12 protein-coding genes and 2 tRNA genes are annotated in these 16,419 nt (G+C 62.6%); 7 read left to right on the plus strand and 7 right to left on the minus strand.

Going from position 1 to position 16,419, the window contains the following annotated elements; translation table 11 throughout:
- Window positions 1–74: 74 nt before the first annotated feature.
- Window positions 75–1,934, minus strand: a complete 1,860-nt coding sequence (locus tag AC5RU3_RS07450; RefSeq protein ID WP_493965177.1) for a phosphoenolpyruvate carboxykinase (GTP) — start codon at window positions 1,932–1,934, stop codon at window positions 75–77.
- A gap of 292 nt (window positions 1,935–2,226) precedes the next feature.
- Between AC5RU3_RS07450 and AC5RU3_RS07455 the strand changes: the two genes are divergently transcribed.
- Together AC5RU3_RS07455 and AC5RU3_RS07460 are read left to right on the plus strand one after the other, a co-directional pair.
- A tRNA-Arg gene (locus AC5RU3_RS07455) sits at window positions 2,227–2,302 on the plus strand.
- Between the two features lie 108 nt (window positions 2,303–2,410).
- On the plus strand, window positions 2,411–3,823 hold the full coding sequence (locus AC5RU3_RS07460; protein ID WP_493965178.1) for a dihydrolipoyl dehydrogenase family protein: 1,413 nt from the start codon (window positions 2,411–2,413) through the stop codon (window positions 3,821–3,823).
- On the opposite strand, the gene AC5RU3_RS07465 is transcribed toward AC5RU3_RS07460, so the two are convergent.
- The 3 genes from AC5RU3_RS07465 to upp all read right to left on the minus strand — a co-directional run bounded on the left by AC5RU3_RS07465 (window position 3,820) and on the right by upp (window position 6,303).
- Entirely contained in the window at window positions 3,820–4,344 is a 525-nt protein-coding gene (locus AC5RU3_RS07465; protein WP_309124315.1) for a SixA phosphatase family protein, read from the minus strand. The genes AC5RU3_RS07460 and AC5RU3_RS07465 overlap by 4 nt on opposite strands.
- A 30-nt stretch (window positions 4,345–4,374) precedes the next feature.
- Window positions 4,375–5,217: a winged helix-turn-helix domain-containing protein gene (locus tag AC5RU3_RS07470; RefSeq protein WP_309069926.1), complete on the minus strand. Its 843-nt coding sequence runs from the start codon at window positions 5,215–5,217 to the stop codon at window positions 4,375–4,377.
- A gap of 450 nt (window positions 5,218–5,667) precedes the next feature.
- Entirely contained in the window at window positions 5,668–6,303 is a 636-nt protein-coding gene (gene upp, locus AC5RU3_RS07475; protein WP_299167573.1) for a uracil phosphoribosyltransferase, read from the minus strand.
- 22 nt (window positions 6,304–6,325) lie between these two features.
- On the opposite strand from upp, the gene tadA reads away from it, so the two are divergent.
- From tadA to AC5RU3_RS07500, 5 genes are all read left to right on the plus strand, one after another.
- Window positions 6,326–6,805, plus strand: coding sequence for a tRNA adenosine(34) deaminase TadA (gene tadA, locus AC5RU3_RS07480; protein WP_493965179.1), 480 nt, complete (start codon window positions 6,326–6,328; stop codon window positions 6,803–6,805).
- A 45-nt stretch (window positions 6,806–6,850) separates the two neighbouring features.
- Complete coding sequence (locus AC5RU3_RS07485; protein ID WP_493965180.1) at window positions 6,851–7,774, plus strand: SDR family NAD(P)-dependent oxidoreductase; 924 nt, start codon at window positions 6,851–6,853, stop codon at window positions 7,772–7,774.
- Window positions 7,775–7,877: 103 nt separating this feature from the next.
- Window positions 7,878–8,339, plus strand: coding sequence for a pyridoxamine 5'-phosphate oxidase family protein (locus tag AC5RU3_RS07490; protein ID WP_309069923.1), 462 nt, complete (start codon window positions 7,878–7,880; stop codon window positions 8,337–8,339).
- Between the two features lie 52 nt (window positions 8,340–8,391).
- A tRNA-Ser gene (locus tag AC5RU3_RS07495) sits at window positions 8,392–8,481 on the plus strand.
- A gap of 79 nt (window positions 8,482–8,560) precedes the next feature.
- Window positions 8,561–9,601 carry an AAA family ATPase gene (locus tag AC5RU3_RS07500; RefSeq protein WP_493965181.1) on the plus strand — a complete coding sequence of 347 codons (1,041 nt, stop codon included), beginning with the start codon at window positions 8,561–8,563 and terminating at the stop codon, window positions 9,599–9,601.
- A 204-nt stretch (window positions 9,602–9,805) separates the two neighbouring features.
- On the opposite strand, the gene AC5RU3_RS07505 is transcribed toward AC5RU3_RS07500, so the two are convergent.
- The 3 genes from AC5RU3_RS07505 to AC5RU3_RS07515 form a co-directional block, all read right to left on the minus strand.
- Window positions 9,806–10,585: a lysyl oxidase family protein gene (locus AC5RU3_RS07505; protein ID WP_458116327.1), complete on the minus strand. Its 780-nt coding sequence runs from the start codon at window positions 10,583–10,585 to the stop codon at window positions 9,806–9,808.
- A gap of 260 nt (window positions 10,586–10,845) precedes the next feature.
- On the minus strand, window positions 10,846–15,078 hold the full coding sequence (locus AC5RU3_RS07510; protein ID WP_493965182.1) for a Pls/PosA family non-ribosomal peptide synthetase: 4,233 nt from the start codon (window positions 15,076–15,078) through the stop codon (window positions 10,846–10,848).
- On the minus strand, window positions 15,075–16,391 hold the full coding sequence (locus tag AC5RU3_RS07515) for an aspartate kinase (protein ID WP_493965610.1): 1,317 nt from the start codon (window positions 16,389–16,391) through the stop codon (window positions 15,075–15,077). The genes AC5RU3_RS07510 and AC5RU3_RS07515 overlap by 4 nt, the downstream gene beginning before the upstream one ends.
- Between the last annotated feature and the right edge of the window lie 28 nt (window positions 16,392–16,419).

Genomic DNA, 16,419 nt, shown 5'->3' on the forward strand with positions numbered 1-16,419 from the left:
AGCTGCTCGGTCAATAAGCAGTGTGGCCGGTTCCGCCTTCAAGCAGAACCGGCCACAAGTGTCTTGACTGCCGCCTAGGCGGCGAACCGCTCCTTCAGGCGCTGCAATTCGCTGGAAAGCTCCTGCGGGAGGGAATCACCGAACTGCTGGTACCACTCCTCAATACCCTTGAGCTCTGCTGCCCACTCGTCAGCATCGACGCGAACCGCCTGCTCGACGTCCGCCGGCGTGAGGTCCAACCCGGTCAGGTCGAGGGCATCAGGCGCAGGGACGTACCCAATGGGCGTCTCGACTCCCTCGGCCTGGCCTTCGAGCCGCTCGATGATCCACTTGAGCACGCGGGAGTTGTCACCGAAGCCAGGCCACGCGAAACCGCCGTCAGCGGTACGGCGGAACCAGTTGACGAGGAAAATCTTCGGCAGCCGTTCCTGATTTGCCTGCCCACTCACCTTCAGCCAGTGGCTAAGGTAGTCACCGGCGTCGTAACCGATGAAGGGCAACATCGCCATCGGATCACGACGCACCCGACCTACTGCTCCTGCAGCGGCGGCCGTGGTTTCGGAGGAAAGGGTGGAGCCCATGAAGATGCCGTTGGTCCAGTCACGGGACTCGGTGACCAACGGAACCGTGGTCTTGCGGCGACCGCCGAACAGAATGGCCGACAGCTCGACACCCTCAGGATCGTTGAACTCCTCAGCGAGCATGTCGATCTGGTCGATCGGCGTGCAGAAACGTGCGTTCGGGTGCGCGGCGGTGGCGCCTGATGTGGGCGTCCAGTCGTTGCCCTGCCAGTCTGTCAGGTGCGCCGGCACCTCCTCGGTCATCCCCTCCCACCAGACGCCGCCGTCGTCGGTCAACGCCACGTTGGTGAAGATGGAGTTGCCCTTGGCAATGGCGCGCATGGCATTCGGGTTAGTCTGCCAGCCGGTGCCGGGGGCTACGCCGAACAGGCCCGCCTCCGGGTTGACCGCGCGAAGTTCGCCTTCCTTGCCGAATCGCATCCAGGTGATGTCATCCCCAAGGGTTTCGACCTTCCACCCGTCGATGGTCGGATCGAGCAGGGCCAGGTTGGTCTTGCCGCACGCGGATGGGAACGCAGCCGAGACGTAGTACGTCTTGTTCGCGGGGGAGGTGAGCTTCAGGATGAGCATGTGCTCGGCGAGCCAACCCTCGTCCCGGGCCATCACGGAAGCGATCCGCAGCGCGTAGCACTTCTTGCCGAGCAGTGCGTTCCCGCCGTAGCCGGAGCCGAAGGACCAGATGGAGCGTTCCTCCGGGAAGTGCACAATCCACTTCTCCTTGTTGCACGGCCACGCCACGTCCTGCTGTCCCGGCTCCAGCGGTGCACCGACGGAGTGCAGCGCCGGAACGAATTCCGCGTTCAGCTCGGTCAGTCGGTCGAGGACCTCTGTGCCGATCGTCGCCATGATGCGCATGGAGGTCACAACATAGGCGCTGTCGGTGATCTCAACGCCGAACTTGGGGCTCGTGGCGTCCAGATGGCCCATGACGAAGGGGATCACGTACATGGTTCGGCCGCGCATCGAACCGGCGAAGAGCCTGCGCAGCTTCTCCTTCATCGCGTCCGGGTCCATCCAATTGTTGGTGAAGCCGGCGTCGCGCTCGTTGCGAGAGCAGATGAAAGTTTGTTCTTCGACGCGGGCAACATCGGCCGGATCGGAGAACGCGGCGAAGGAGTTGGGGAAAAGTTCAGAATTGAGTCTTGTGAACGTTCCGGCGGAGACCAGCTCGTCACTGAGCTGATGGTTCTCCTCTTCGGATCCGTTGACCCAATACACCCGGTCCGGCTGTGTCAGCGCGGCAGTCTCCTCAACCCATGCCAGCAGTTCCTGGTGGGTTGTCGGTGCAGTTGTCGCTGCGTTCCGGTCATTCGCTCGGTCAGCGAGCAGCGGCTGTCGCGCGGTATCGCCCATTTCTTGTCCCTTCGTTGGGTGGGTGGTGTGTATCGATGCTAGGGGCGTGATCACGGGCTACTACTGCGATTGCAGGAGTACAGTACGAGTTGAGCCGCGCCGAAACCGCGAGTTTCCGCGGAAGTCGAAAAAGAATAACGTTTCACCCTGTGACAAAGGTCACATAGACCGGTCTATACTACTTTTCAGTAGATTCCCGCTCCTGAGCTCAATTAGCGTTAGGTGCCGATTGGCTGTAAAGTTATCTACGGCCAAACGGCCATGAGAAAGTCACTCAAAAGACTTTTGAAATGCGTGCGTAGCTCAACGGATAGAGCATCTGACTACGGATCAGAAGGTTGGGGGTTCGAATCCCTTCGCGCGCACCAGTCCAACCGCCTCGGGAAACCGGGGCGGTTTTGCTTTAACCTCTGTGCGACCGACCGGGATTGCGCGCTCCCTTGCCCAGCCTTCACCGCAGTGAAAGGCTCAGGACCATGAGCCCTTCCCAAAATCCTGACGTCGTTGTTATCGGAGCCGGCGCCGTCGGCGAGAACGCTGCCGCCCGTGTGGCTCAAGGCGGACTTTCCGTTGTCCTCGTTGAGTCCGAACTCGTCGGCGGTGAATGTTCCTACTGGGCTTGCATGCCCTCCAAGGCGCTATTACGGCCAAGCTCTGCGCTGCACGCCGCTAGTGCAGTGGCCGGCTCGCGCGAGGCAGTGACGGGCACACTGGATGCGCAGCAAGTGCTGGCTCGCCGGGACGAGTTCACATCGCACTGGGACGACTCCTCGCAGGTTGAGTGGGTGGAAGGCGCCGGCATCACGCTGGTCCGCGGACGTGCCCGCCTCACCGGTGAGCGTCGCGTTGAAGTCATCACCGACGACGGCGCCATCACGCTGGAAGCCCGGCACGCCGTCGTTCTTGCGACCGGCTCCACGCCCTCCATACCGCCCATCGATGGCCTGAAGGATCTCCCATACTGGGGCACCCGCGAAGCGACAGCGGCCAAGGAAATTCCCGAAAGCCTCACCGTCCTCGGTGGCGGCGTCAGTGGCACAGAACTGGCCCAGGCCTACGCCCGACTCGGCTCATCGGTGACCCTCGTCGCGCGGAGCGCGCTGCTGGGCTCCTACCCCGAACCCGCCACCCGCCTGGTCCAGCAGGGCATCGAGAACGACGGCGTCACCCTCCACCTGAACACCGGCACCACCTCCGTCGCGTACGACGGCAACCGGTTCCGTGTGACCCTGGCCGGTGTCACCGTGGTGGAGTCGGACAAGCTTCTGGTATCCACCGGACGCCGTCCGGCCCTGTCAGGTCTGGGCATCGAACAGTTTGGACTTGAGCCGCGCGGCTTGGAAACGGATGACTCGGGACAGGTCAGCGGCCACCCGTGGCTGTATGCCGTGGGTGATGCAGCCGGGAAGGTGCTGCTCACCCATCAGGGCAAGTACGAGGCCCGGATGACGGGGGACGCGATCGTTGCGCGAGCCAACGGTTCCCTGAGCGGGCAACCCGAACCCTGGAGCCGGTTCGCTGCGACTGCCGACACCTATGCGGTGCCCCAGGTCGTCTTCACGGATCCCGAGATCGCAATGGCGGGCCGAACCCTCGAGGCGGCCAGACGGGATGGGCTGAACGTCAGCGAGACATCGCTCGAACTCGCGGTCGCCGGCTCCTCGCTGCATGCGGACGGATACGAGGGCTGGGCCCAGATGATCGTGGACGAAGACCGCTCCGTCCTCGTCGGCGTCACCTTCGCCGGCCCGGACGTCGCCGAACTCCTACACGCGGCGACCATCGCCATTGCCGGGGAGGTGCCGCTGCACCGGCTCTGGCATGCGGTGCCTGCGTATCCGACAATCAGCGAGGTATGGCTGCGTTTGCTCGAGAAGTACGGGCTTTAGGCGCGGCGGACCACGAAATTGGTCACATCGGCGTCGCGGCCGTCGAGTTCAGCCCAACGGCCGCCATGGCTAAGGACGCTCAGCCCTGCCGTTGGGTAATGCGTGGCCAGGTCCACAACGGAGTCCTCGTCCGAATCGGCTGACGCCAGGCGCATGGCAAGGTTCTGAATGCCAGGCAGGTGCCCTATCAAGAGGACGCTCGTCGCTGTCTCCGGAACATGGTTGATCACCGTCAGCATCTCCGTGGCGCTGGCCGCATAGAGCTTCGGCTCCAGCCGGGGCGTCGGGGCCTTCTCCCCCAATTCCTGGCACACCCAAATGCAGGTCTGGCGCGCCCGCAGGGCCGACGACGTCAAAATCAGGTCAGGTACGGCGTCGTTCTCCACCATCCAGCGCCCAATGAGCGGTGCGTCCCGATGCCCCCGCGCACTGAGCGGGCGCTCATGGTCCGCCACTTCGCCATGCCAGTCGGACTTGGCATGCCGCAGGAGCATCAGGCGCTTCAGGTGGTGTGAGGACATTCCCTCACCCTACTTCGTGACGGGCGGCAGCTAGATGGAGTACTCCGGAGCGGCCCACACAACAACCTCAGGGTGCTCATAGAACCGGTATCCCTGGCCGCGGACAGTGCGGACGGTGTTGGCCAGCCGGCCGAGCTTGGAGCGCAGGCGGCGGATGTGTACGTCAATGGTGCGCTCATTAGGCACCTCATCGGCATTGCGCCACAGACCGCTGAGGAGTTCCTCGCGCCCCACGGTTCGGGAGGCATTCTCCACCAGGTAGTTGAGGAGTTCGAACTCCTTGAACGTCAGGTTCAGGATTTCACCGTCCAGGTGAACTTCGCGCCTGGAGAGATCGATCAGGACACCGGTAGGACGGGGTGCAGGCGGCGGAGTGGGCTGCTGCTCGGTGCGCGGCCGGCGGTTGACCGTCGGGTCCCCCAGCGCCTGCCTGACCACGTCGATGTCAGTGCCGACGGCGTCTGAAGGAGCAAGCGCAACTGCAGCGTGACTCTGGGCGCCGGGCACCAGGGTGCGGACATAGGCCCGTACATCCTGTGCCAGCTTGCTCAGTGTGGTGTCGTGCTCAGCGGCAGTGTCTTCGTCCAGCGCGACGTACAGCACGAATCCGCGTGCGGTGGTGTCGCCGGTGACCGCCTGCGGTCCGGGAATCCCGTTGGGTGTCACCACTGGAACCGGCGCCGTGATGGGCTGAGCAGAGTCAGCGGGCGAAGGGACGGGCTTCAGCTGTCCGTAGCTCGGAGCATAAGCGGCAGCAGTTGGCTGGCTGTAGGCGGGGAAACCGGGACGCTGCCCGTAAGCCTGCCGTTGAAGGCTGGCGCGGTTCTGCGCGTTGCGGAGGGAAATGTGGACGTATCCGGAAGAAACGGTCATGTCTAAACAACCTCATGGTGAATCGCCGTCATCACGGCTCGAATGCAGGGGTGTGCCCGGTCGGGATGGAGCTTCTGTGGAGCCCGCCGTTGGGCTAGAAAATGCGTAAGAGGGTGGGGTAAACCGTTACGCGCACATTCGACAGCAGCGAGTTCCCTGTGCGGGCAAGACGCCCGGGAAATAAGCTGCGGCTGCAGATGCTGCTGAGTTGGTGTTCACAATTCGAATTATTGCACGTAACAATCCGCTACGCGCAAGTAACAATGGTAGAGCGTCCGCATTCTGGACAGGCAACGCCGCCGGACTAATCGTCAAGCACGCCGTGCCAGCGGCGCCGGATCGCAGACGGTACGCGGCATTCGCGAAGAGAACAAAGCAATCCGTCTGGAAAGTGAGCCGGTTGCGAACCGGGTGCCACACCCCGCTGACCACATTGTGGACAGCGGGAGGCTAACCTACGACGCCGTAAAGGCGGTCACCGGCGTCGCCCAAACCGGGGACGATGTACGCATTCTCGTTCAGCTTTTCGTCAATCGAGGCAAGCACGATGGTGACGTTGGTCCCCTCCAACTCCTGCCTGAGGGCCTCAAGGCCTTCGGGCGCCGCGAGCAGGCAGATGCACGTAACATCGGCCGCGCCTCTGCGGAACAGGAACTTGATCGCTTCGCGGAGGGTGCCGCCGGTGGCGAGCATCGGGTCGAGAACAAACACCTGCCGGCCGGTGAGGTCATCCGGTAGACGCTCGGCGTAGGTGATGGCCTCGAGGGTCTCCTCATTGCGCGCCATTCCCAGGAATCCCACTTCCGCAGTGGGCACGAGGCGTGTCATTCCCTCAAGCATGCCGAGCCCGGCGCGCAGGATAGGGACAACCAGAGGCGTCGGCTTCACCAGGCCCGTCCCGACGGCGGTGGTCACCGGAGTCTCGATCTGCACCGGCTCCACGCGCACATCCCGGGTGGCCTCGTAGGCCAGCAGCGTTACCAACTCCTCGGTGAGCAACCGGAAGACCGGTGACGGAGTGTTCTTGTCCCTCAGGACCGTCAGCTTGTGGGACACCAGGGGATGGTCGACAACCAGAACGCGCATTGGTCAAAAGTATCATTGGCTCATGCCCGCCCGCCCTGCTCCTGCGCCCCGGGACTACGACGCGTGGATGGTACTGGCGCTGGAAGCCGCTCGGCGCACTGGCGAGACGGCGGACGTGCCGATAGGCGCCGTCGTCGTCGGTCCTGACGGGATGGTGCTGGGCACCGGTTGGAATGAGCGCGAGGCAACCGGCGATCCAACCGCCCACGCAGAAGTCCTGGCCATCCGGCGGGCTGCGGCAGCCATCGGGGCCTGGCGGCTTGAGGGCTGCACCCTGGTGGTGACCCTGGAACCGTGTGCGATGTGTGCGGGAGCCAGCGTGCTGGCGCGGATTCCGCGCGTCGTGTTCGGGGCGTGGGATGAGAAGGCCGGGGCTTCAGGGTCCGTCTTCGACGTTTTGCGTGAACGTCGCCTGAATCACTGGACCGAGGTGTTCCCCGGGGTCCTGGAAGATGAGTGTTCTGCGCTTTTGAAGGACTTCTTCGCTATCCGCAGAGGCTGACGTAGTGTGGTTGATAAGCGTGCTTATCAACTCCCTGGAGGTCCCGTGAAGCGCGGTCGAAGTATTGCCGGAGCCGTCGTCGTTATTACCGGCGCCGGCAGCGGTATCGGTAGAGCCACCGCCCGCACATTCGCTGGGCAGGGAGCCCACCTGGTGCTGGCCGCGCGTGGTGAGGAAAACCTGCAGGAAGTCGCGAACGAGTGCCGGGAACGGGGCGCCCGCGTGGCCTGCGTGCCGACGGACGTTTGCGATGAGGGTCAGGTAGCGGCCCTGATGCAAGCGGCCATCGCCGAGTTCGGCCGGATCGACGTGTGCGTGATCAACGCCTCGGTGTATGGCTATGGCACCTTCGAAGCCACGCCTTCGGACGTGTTCAGCAAGATCATCGACACCAACCTGGTAGGTGCGGCGGCTACCGCCCGGCATGCGCTCTCGCACATGCGCGAGGCCGGCACTGGGACTTTGATCTTCATCGGTTCGGTCTACTCAAGAATCACGTCCCCCTATGTATCGGCATATGTGGCCAGCAAGTTCGGCCTGTACGGCCTGGTACGCGTACTCCGGCAGGAGCTGCGCAAGACGCCGGAGCTACACGTCTCACTCGTGCTGCCTGCCACGATCGACACGCCCATCTATCAACACGCCGCGAACTACACCGGACATGACGTGCATCCCCTGCCGCCCGTGGTCCGCCCTGACAGGGTGGCGCAGGCGATTCTCCGCTGTGCTGAAAACCCCCGCGCGGTGACCATCGTGGGGGCGGTCCAGCGGACCTTCATACCCCTGCATGCGCTGCTCCCCCGAATCTACGATGCGTGCGTCGGTCCGTTGATGGATCTCGTCGCGCTTCGGCGGGGCGGGGAAGGGGCACATCCGGGTACTGTCCTGCGGTCATCGCCGGGGTCGAATTCAGTCACGGGCGGCTGGGGGAAGCTGGGACGCCTTCACCGGAGGACACCCCCACACTGAATGACCACTCGCGCAGCACATCGAACGAGCACCAAGAGTAACGAGCACCAAGAGTAACGAGCACGAGGAATATGGAGAAGGAATGAACTCGCAGTAGGACGGCATGAAGGAACTCATCAAGATCGTCAAGGACGCGGACATCGCGATCCTGACCACTATCAATGCCCAGGGTCAGCTCGTGAGCCGACCGCTCGCGGTCCAGGAGGCGGAGTTCGACGGCGACCTGTGGTTCTTCACGGAGGATCCCTCTCCGAAGGCGGACGACATCCGGGCCAACCCACAGGTCAACGTGTCCATCAGCAGCGACAAGGGGTACCTTTCCATCGCCGGCACCGCCATGCTGACGAAGGATCGGGCGAAGATCGACGAGCTGTGGAGCGCTTCCGTGAAGCCCTGGTTCGATGGGAAGGACGATCCCTCGGTGGCACTGATCAAGGTCGACGCGGACACTGCCGAGTACTGGTCGATGGATACACCGCGCGTCGTGGCCGCCTTCAAAATCGCCAAGGGGATGGTTACCGGCGAGCGCCCCGATCCGGGCAAGAACGACGTCGTGAACCTGTAGTACTGCCCATTTTGGGCGGAGGGCACCTCAGCCGGTAAAGTAGGGCACCGTTGGTGACGTGTCCGAGCGGCCGAAGGTGCAACACTCGAAATGTTGTTTGGTGTAAAAGCCAACGTGGGTTCAAATCCCACCGTCACCGCCACGTGAGAAGGTCCCGGTTTACCCCCAAGGTAACTGGGACCTTCTGCGTTGTTGGTGCCGCTCAGTACTACAGTGGAGGCATGGCTGCCAGCCGGAATCCGCTCGATGACCTGCGCGAAACCATCGGTCATCTGGCCGACCAACTCAAGCTGCCCGGTTCGGAGCGCGTCGACGACCTGGTCGGCGATCTCATCGGTACGAGGCCTGGACCGGCCCGACCGCTCTCCGAACTGCAGGCCGAGCTCGACGCCCTGGTCGGACTGGAAACCGTGAAGGAACAGGTCCGGGCCCTCGTCGCACTGCTCCAGGTCCAGGCCCGCCGTAAGACGCATGGCCTACCGGAGGTGGCCACTTCACAGCATCTGGTGTTCCTCGGAAACCCGGGCACGGGCAAGACCACCGTGGCGCGGCTCCTGGCGGAGATGTACCGCACGGTCGGTCTGCTGCAGAAGGGCCACCTTGTCGAGGTCGACCGGTCGGGGTTGGTGGGACAGTACGTGGGCGCGACCGCCATCAAGACGGACCGGGTGATCCGGCGTGCGCTGGACGGCGTTCTGTTCATCGACGAGGCCTACGCGCTGGCCCCGGAGGACGGCCGGATGGACTTCGGCCCCGAGGCGATCGAGGTCCTGCTCAAGCGAATGGAGGACCACCGCCACCGCCTTGTCGTGATCGTGGCCGGATACCCGCGGCTGATGGAGTCCTTCCTGCTCTCAAACCCCGGGCTGCGCTCCCGGTTTGCCCGCGAGATCACGTTCCCCGACTACTCCGTCGACGCACTCCAGACGATCTTCCACCGGATGTTGGCCCAGCATGAGTACACCCTGGAGCCGGGTGCCGACCAGATGTTGCGCCGCATCCTCGCCGGGCTTCACGCGGGCGAGGACTCCGGCAACGCACGGTTCGCCCGCACGCTGTTCGAGCAGGCCCTTAACCGTCAGGCGCTGCGGCTGTCGTCGGAGGATCAAAGTCTCGACGCGCTCGACCGTGAGGCCGTTATGACGCTCACGGCAGACGACATCGTCGAGGCCGCACTGGCCCTGGGGGAAGAGCCGGAGCCGGAACCGGAACGGACGCCGGAACCGGAACAATCACGCTGGTGGCGCTGGCTGGTCGGTTAGCCAGTCGTGGTCTTCCGCCTCGAGTACAGCGGAGTCCTCCATCGTTACCCCGTAGTGCACGAAGGCATTCACCCCGAGTGAACAGCCCGCCCCGATGGATATGCCTTCCACTTCTAAGGCACCGTCTTCCACGAGCCAGGAGCTCCGATCCTGCACGCTACAAGGAGAAGGGAGGAAGTTCCGAGTTACCGGAAGCTTCGAGCGTTAACAGCCCTGTTTGACGACGGTGGCCTCTCTTTCGGTGATGTGCACCAGGGTCGAGGTCAGGTTGTTGTCGTCGTTTTTCTCGGTAAGGGCACGGTTAGGATCTGCCTCTGCCTCGAGGCAGAAGTTTCCGGGCAGTTTCAGGTCCTTCAGCTCGATGTATTGACCCTCGAGGTACCAGTCGTAGGAGTCCACCCATCCTTCGGTCATTCCTTGAATTAGCTCCGTAAGCTCTGATTCTTCGTCTTCGCCGCAGTAATAGTCGTCGTCGCTGTATCTGGAGGGTGTGTCGCGCAGGGCGCCGTCATCACGTAGGCACCATCCTTCCTTGCGGGAGCCCCGCCACTCGTCACTGTCCTCCGGTCGCATCCGGTAGCGCTCGAACTCCTGCAGGTGGAAGTGGTCGTGCCCGTCGAAAGTTTCGTACCGCATGATGGCGTCCGTTTCCACCGACCTCCAATTACCATCTGCTTGCAGGACGTCTTGAGAAACCTTCAGATCGGGCTCTTCTGTACTGGACCGGGTACCGGTCACTTGCATCGGACCGTCACCGTCATTGAGGACATCGGCGGTGAAGCGAAGCACCTTCTCGCCGCGGTCATAACCGATGTGGATCGATTGCAGCGGCAGCATTACCAGGTCGGGGAGTAGATCACCCGCGCCAGCCGAAGCTGCCGGCGATGCTTCGACGGCCGTCGGCGGGGAGGATTCTGCAGGGTCCAACGACGCATCGCCCTGCGCAGAACATGAAGAAACCGTGATCGCTAGGACCGCCGCCACGCAGGGGCGCCAGTAACAGGTCGACGAAGCTATTGCCCGCCGCAATGAGATCATTCTGATGTCGGAGGAAGGTGATTTCCTTATCTTGGTTCTGGTCGTTCCTGGCAAGGGGCCGCCGCATGGCCGGTTGGCTTTTGCATGTGAACAGCAGCCTCCCCCATAGCCGTGTTGGCAGCAGGTTGGGGATTCCGTGAAGGTTTCTGTGAGCTTCGGTGGCTTTGCTCTGCGTACCATTGACGTTGTCCTATTCGTAGATTCGGTTAGTGGCGCGCTATGAGGGCGGGTTTCCGATGTGCCTCGTGGGCAGGGATTCGGTGGGAGCCGTGGGATGGGCGCCAGCTGGCTGGGAGCCGCCTGTTTGCTGCCCGGTGCCGCGGGCCGGGCGGGATTGTCGCCGTCCTTGCTGCCTTTCTGGTTTCGCGGGCGGGGTTGCCGGCGTAGACGGAGTTGTCCGGCACATCCTCGCCCTTCATTAGGAGGGAGTCAGCTTCGAGGACGACGCCGTTGCCCATGGTGACCCCGTAGTTGACGAAGGACTCAACGCTTAGAGAGCAGCGGTCGCCTAGCACGATGTGGTCCGACTTGAACGTTCCGTCCTCAAGGGAGTGGCCCTGTATGGCGGTGCCTTCATTAAAGGCACAGTCGTCCCCGATGGTCACCAGGGTTTTCTCTGGGATATTGACCCCGGCATCGTAGAGCCTCTTTCCGACCTTCACGCCGAGCATTCTCCAGATGAGCGCTTTGAACGGGGTCCCGTTGAATGGCGGTGTCGCCAGCAGCTTCCACAGCCGCTCATGGCGCCAGAAGTATGGGTCGTAGATGGAGCAGTACTGCGGGGTCAGGTGCCGGAAGCCCATCACTGCGCGTTCGACCAGCACGGAGAACAGGACGCGGAATACCAGAAATGCCAGCGTCGCCAGGGCGAGTGCGAGAGCACCGAGAACTCCGTGGAGGGTGACAGCAACAGCGGTCAGCAGGGTGCCGACGAACAGCAGGAACCAGCGTACGGACAGGAACAGGACCATGCTGACGATATTGTGCCGGTTCTTGGCGGGCAAAAGCCTGTTCTTTGCTTCCTCGATCTTCAGTTCGTCGAACTGGGCGTCGCGCATGACCGCGCGTGGGATTTCGAAGGGCGGCGAGCCCAGCAGCCCTATCCCGGTCCGGACCGGTCCGTCGATGGGGATCATTACTTTCGTCGCTAGCAGGCAGTTTTCTCCCACATGGGCACCGATGGGGAAGGTGAGGTCGTTACCGAGGAAGTTCCGTGGAGCGATCCGTACCTGTTTCAGTTGGAAGGACGTGCTGGAGAAGTCGGCGTTCATAAGGTTCAGGCCGTCGGAAACCATGGTTCCTGTTCCGACGGAGGACAGGTAGGGCGATTCGTGGGCCACCTCGGGGCCGAAGTTCGATCCGGTTTGTTCCACCTTGCCAAGGTTGTACCCGAGCGCGGAGAGGTAGTGAGTGATGTAGGAGCTGTCCCCGAACACGTCCTTGTACAGCTTTATGTTCGAAATCCTCGCCAGGGCGCGTTGGAACGAGTAGTGCAGGCCGTAGAGCGGGTAGACGGTATCGGGTTTCAGGATGGTGTTCAACAGCCGCGGAACGGTCAGGACAACAACTAAACCGGTGATGAAACCGCCTATGAACAGCGTCAAGGTCACCAGCATGGTGTCTAGGAAAAAGCCTAGGTTTCCCAGTCTCAGATGATCCAGTCCCAGGTACTCCGGCAGCAGGGCGGACAAGCCGAGCAGCCCGACCGGAAAAACGAGAAAGAGACGGTTCGCCAGTTGAAGGAGGCTGTAAGTAACCCGCCTGCGGGTGCTGCAATTGGTGGGCTCCACGCGCCGGTAGTTCGTGCTGGTAAGGGCTGCGGGCGAGCCGTGCCACGTCTGCCCGGCTGGTACCGACTGCGATGTTTGCAGGGACGAGGCGTGCCCCAGCTGGGCATCGTCTCCCATCGAGCTGCCGATGTCCAGGGTTGTTTTCTCGGAGATGAGCACATTCCGTCCCAAGGTCACGGGACCCGTCTCGATGACTCCCGAGCGGGCGCGGCAGCACAGGAAGAAGGAGTTCTTATGGATGACGGTGCCATCTCCCACGGTGAACAGGTCGGTGCACACCGGGACCATGCGGGAGAAGATAACGACGCCCTTTCCGATCTTCGCACCGAGCATCCGCAGGTACAGCAGGTACAGAGGTGAGCCGGCAAACAGCACAAGAGGATTGGTCTGGATAAGGGTTTTGACCGCCCAGAACCGGACATAGGCCATACTCCAGATCTGGATTTCCGCCGCTTTCCACCGTCCGATCAGGATCCATTTCAACAGGACCGGCACTAGCGACAGCACCACGAACGTTGCAGCACCGAAAGCTATGGCGCGGGCCCACATCTGCACGAGTTCGCCGCCCGCCGAGATCCACTCATAACCTAAGACCAGCAGCAGCGAGGCCCACGTGAGGTAGCCCAAAAAGATCAGCACCTGCAGCGCCCCGCACATGACGAACTGTGCCGTGCTGGCAGTCCTCCGCGCCGGAACGGCCTCCGTGGCGGGCGCCGCTCCGCCGTCGGTCTCCGGCTGGCTCGCGCCCAGAAGCAGTGCGAGTTGCTGAACTGACGGATTCAGATAGATGTCCTTCATCGCGGGCGGAACGAGGTCTGTATGCCTTCGAACCCTGGCGCAGAAGTGCGCCATCAGCAGGGAGTTCGCACCGAGGTCATTGAAGAAGTGTGCGTCGGTGGAGACTCGATCCAGACGAAGGACCGCGCCGAGTTCCGCTGCCAGCAATTCCTCCATTGTCGTCGCAGGCGCCGTATAGGTGCCGGTAACGGCCAGACTAAGCCTGTTCGCCGGCTGCGGTAGGCGTTTCCGGTCGGCCTTGTCGCTGGCCATCATCGGAATGGCCGTGAGCTGTTCGAAGTAGGCCGGGACCATGTAGCCCGGGAGTCGAACCCTGAGCATGTTGTAGATGTCATGCGGATCGAGGTCCACGGTGTCATGGCGCAGCGTGTAGTAGGCGGCCAGCTCCACCAACCCGGGCTCAGGTTCGTAGGTCGACACGACCGCCTGAGCGACGCCTGGTACCTGCAGAAGAACGGATTCAATTTCTGTCAGTTCAATACGGTAGCCACGGATCTTCACCTGGGTGTCAATGCGGCCAAAGTATTCGATTTCACCGTCGTTATTGATTCTTCCCAAGTCGCCGGTGCGGTAGATCCGGCCGGACGGGTTGTTGTCGAGCTGGAGGAAGTCCGCGATGAACGCCCGCTCAGTTAGGTCCTGCCGATGAATGTATCCGCGGGCTAGTCCGACGCCGGCCAATCCGATCTCCCCGCTTTCGCCGATCTGCAGGGCCCTGTCTTCGTCAGGGTCAAGGATCACGGCAGAGTAGGTGGGCAGGGGCACCCCCAGCGTTACTGAGCGGTCCGGGTCGGCGACGGCCACGGTCGCGGTGACAGTCGCTTCCGTGGGCCCGTAGACGTTCAGGAACCGGCGTCCGGGCCGGTGCCAGCGGGTGATCAGGTCGCGGGGGCAGGCCTCACCGGAGACCAACAGGAATCGCAGGCCGGGCAGGTCTTCATCGATGGTGGCCAGCAGGGTCGGAACGCAGCACAGCGCGGTGATACGGCGGTCCTGCAGATAATCAGCCAGTTCAGCTCCCAGAAGGCTGGAACCGCCGGGCTTGGGAACCAGAGTGGCTCCGATCATCCATGGCACCCATATTTCCTCTACAGAGAAGTCAAAGGCGATGGTCATGCCCTGGTAAACGCGGTCCTCCGGTGTGTAGCCGTAAACCTCCGCGGCAACACGGACGAAGTTGCAGATACTGGAATGCTCAACTCCAACCCCTTTAGGGCGCCCGGTCGAACCGGAGGTGTAGATGATGTACGCCAATTCATCCTCCACACCGCCTTCGGGAAGGGCAGACAGGCGGGACGGATCCTCGGCCGCGACATGTATGCGCACATGGTCGAGGCACACTACGGGGGCAGCGACTTCAGGGAGCAGATCCTTCAAATGCGTGAGGGACAGGACCAGGGCAGCGTCGGCATCTTCCACTATGTACTTCAGCCGGTCCGCCGGAAAACCGGGGTCAAGAGGGACGTATGCTGCGTGGATCTTCAGCACGGCCAGCATTGCGATATAGGCCTGCCACGGCTGATCGAACAGGAGGGCAATCCGGTCTCCGGGACGGGCGCCGCACACCAGCAGGTGCCGGGCGAGCTGGTTCGCCCGTCCATCGAGCTCGTCATAGCTGAGGATGACTTCCCCCGCGTCAACGGCCAGCTGGCCTCCCTGCCCCTGGCTCCGCAGGCTGTCACAGCGGCCCTCAAACAGGTGATTGAGCCGCTCGCCCGCCCGCCAGCGGGCAGTGTGGTCGATGTCCTCCGCCTTCAGGACGGGTCCGGCTCCGCTCGATCCAAAGGACCCGACGCCGTGCAGTTGGACGGGGCGGTTCATTCCGGAATCGGTTTGGGACGTTCTGTTCATGGGTTCCCCTCTTCTTCAAGAGCCGACCAGGCTTTCCCGAGGCCGAATGCCGCTTCAACCCTTGCTACCGCGAGTGGGAGCGATTCTGCAGGGATGACCGCCGAAAGGGATAGCTCCGACGTTTCCATCAGCTGGACGGGAATGTTCGCGTCGGAAAGCTCCCGGAGAAATACGAAAAGCACCTCCGCGGACGATCGCATGCCAAGCCCGGAAACCGTGATCCGGCCCATCCGATCCTGAACCTGAACACTGCTGAATCCGATGGTCTCCTGCAGCGCGGTCAGGGTGGCAACCGCCGTAGACGCTTCGGCTGATGGAAGTGCAAACACAACGTCAGAACTGGTGTGGTCCAATGCGTGCGAGGCCTGGGAAATCGTGGTGAAAGCCACCCCCGATTTGATCAGGCCCTCGAAAATCCCCACGGTGGCCTCGGGTCTCCCCGGCACATCGGCGATCGTGACCGTGGCCGCGGAGTTGTTGCTGGTTACCATCGAGACGACAGGCTGTTCCCCTGCGGATCTCCGGCGGTTGCCGTCCAAGCACGGCAGGACAAGAGTTCCGGGATTCTGGGTGAACGACGACCGCACGTGAATGGGAATGTTCCACCGGCGAGCATACTCAACACTTCGGAGATGCAGGATACCCGCGCCGGACGCTGCCAGTTCAAGCATCGCCTCACTCGAAAGTGCATCGATCTTTCGGGCGCTTGGCACCACCCGGGGATCTGCCGTGTAAACGCCGTCAACGTCGGTATAGATTTCGCAGATACTCGCTCCCAGCGCTGCGGCGAGCGCTACGGCGGTAAGGTCGGATCCTCCTCGGCCGAGGGTGGTGATTTCTCGCTTCTTCTTCCGGACCCTGCCCTGGAATCCCGCCACGATGGCGATGCCTCCCTGATCGACCCAGTCGCGGACTCGATGGGGTTTGACCTCAACGATGTGAGCATGACCGTAGGCGTGGTCGGTCAGGACTCCCGCCTGTTTGCCAGTGAACGTGCGGGCGCTTACGCCGAGATCAGCAAGGGCCATGGCGAGGAGTGTCGTCGGAATGAGCTCGCCCGTCATCAATAGCGCATCCAGATGCGGTTGACACGGATGTTCAGATACACAGCCCGCCAGTTTCAGCAACTGGTCCGTGGTGTCGCCCATCGCAGAAACCACGCCCACCACCTTGTATCCGGCCGAGTGCGCGCTGGCGAGCCGATGAGCCACCCGCTGGATGCACGCGGGATCCTTGACAGAAGAACCACCGAACTTTTGTACGATCAGGCTTCCCAATGGCGGTTGGCATCCAGGTGCTCCCACCGAATGCACGTACGCGGATCCACCGGCATAAGGGACA

This window comes from Arthrobacter sp. MDB1-55 (assembly GCF_059092925.1).

Bases quoted from the DNA above. Each gene is read 5' to 3' on its own strand.
- AC5RU3_RS07450 (WP_493965177.1), bottom strand. From the start codon at position 1,934: ATGGGCGATACCGCGCGACAGCCGCTGCTCGCTGACCGAGCGAATGAC.
- AC5RU3_RS07460 (WP_493965178.1), top strand. From the start codon at position 2,411: ATGAGCCCTTCCCAAAATCCTGACGTCGTTGTTATCGGAGCCGGCGCC.
- AC5RU3_RS07465 (WP_309124315.1), bottom strand. From the start codon at position 4,344: ATGTCCTCACACCACCTGAAGCGCCTGATGCTCCTGCGGCATGCCAAG.
- AC5RU3_RS07470 (WP_309069926.1), bottom strand. From the start codon at position 5,217: ATGACCGTTTCTTCCGGATACGTCCACATTTCCCTCCGCAACGCGCAG.
- upp (WP_299167573.1), bottom strand. From the start codon at position 6,303: ATGCGCGTTCTGGTTGTCGACCATCCCCTGGTGTCCCACAAGCTGACG.
- tadA (WP_493965179.1), top strand. From the start codon at position 6,326: ATGCCCGCCCGCCCTGCTCCTGCGCCCCGGGACTACGACGCGTGGATG.
- AC5RU3_RS07490 (WP_309069923.1), top strand. From the start codon at position 7,878: ATGAAGGAACTCATCAAGATCGTCAAGGACGCGGACATCGCGATCCTG.
- AC5RU3_RS07500 (WP_493965181.1), top strand. From the start codon at position 8,561: ATGGCTGCCAGCCGGAATCCGCTCGATGACCTGCGCGAAACCATCGGT.
- AC5RU3_RS07510 (WP_493965182.1), bottom strand. From the start codon at position 15,078: ATGAACAGAACGTCCCAAACCGATTCCGGAATGAACCGCCCCGTCCAA.